General features: G+C 39.9%; 1 protein-coding gene. It reads left to right on the forward strand.

Annotated features, from left to right (window positions below; translation table 11 throughout):
* A partial coding sequence (locus tag CEX73_RS02925; RefSeq protein WP_438819079.1) for a UDP-N-acetylmuramoyl-L-alanyl-D-glutamate--2,6-diaminopimelate ligase occupies positions 1 to 985 on the forward strand: 985 nt, incomplete at both ends.

Genomic DNA, 985 nt, shown 5'->3' on the forward strand with positions numbered 1-985 from the left:
AGTATGCATAGTCTTACTGCTCAAGTTGGTGATTTATTTGTTGCTGTAGAAGGTAACCAGACTGATGGACGTCGCTATATTCCTCTAGCTATTACGCAAGGAGTAGCGGCGGTAGTAGCGGAAGCTGGAGATAAAACACAAGATGGTAAAATACATAAACTACACGGCGTACCTATTATTTATTTATATCAACTGAATCAGATTTTATCTGCTTTAGCAGGACGTTTTTATCAGCAGCCATCGCGTACTCTACGTTTGGTTGGTATTACAGGTACCAACGGCAAAACCACTATTAGTCATCTACTAGCAAATTGGGTACAGCTGCTGGGTGAAACCAGCGCGGTTATAGGTACTATAGGTAATGGTTTATTAAACAATATTAAAATTACTAATAATACTACAGATTCAGCTGTTGAGATTCAGCGATTATTAAGACAATTTAACGAACAGGGAGTAACTTTTAGTACAATAGAAGTATCTTCTCATAGTTTAATGCAATATCGAGTCAACGATTTACACTTCGCAGCCGCTGTTTTTTCTAATCTCAGTCATGATCACTTAGATTATCATGGTGATATGGCGCAGTACGAAAGAGCAAAATGGCGGTTATTTAACGATTTAAAAGTATATAAGTCTATTATTAATGCTGATGATAGAGTAGGTCAGCGTTGGTTAGCACGGTTACCGCAAGCGGTAGCCGTTACTGTAACTGGTTCGCTTCCGAGTAATTGGCAAGGTGACTGGTTGTGTGCGGATGCTGTGCGTTATCATACTTTTGGTGTAGATATTTGGTTTCATTCCTGCTGGGGAAATGGGCTTATTCATAGCAAGTCTGTGGGAGAATTTAATGTTAGTAATATTTTACTGGCGTTAGCAACGTTACTTGCACTAGGTTATTCCCTACCATCTTTATTGCAGACGGTAGGTCAGCTCCCGTCTGTACACGGGCGTATGGAAGTATTTTCTACACATCGTTGTAGCACAC

It is taken from the genome of Candidatus Palibaumannia cicadellinicola, from assembly GCF_002855795.1.
Classification (GTDB): domain Bacteria; phylum Pseudomonadota; class Gammaproteobacteria; order Enterobacterales; family Enterobacteriaceae; genus Baumannia; species Baumannia cicadellinicola_C.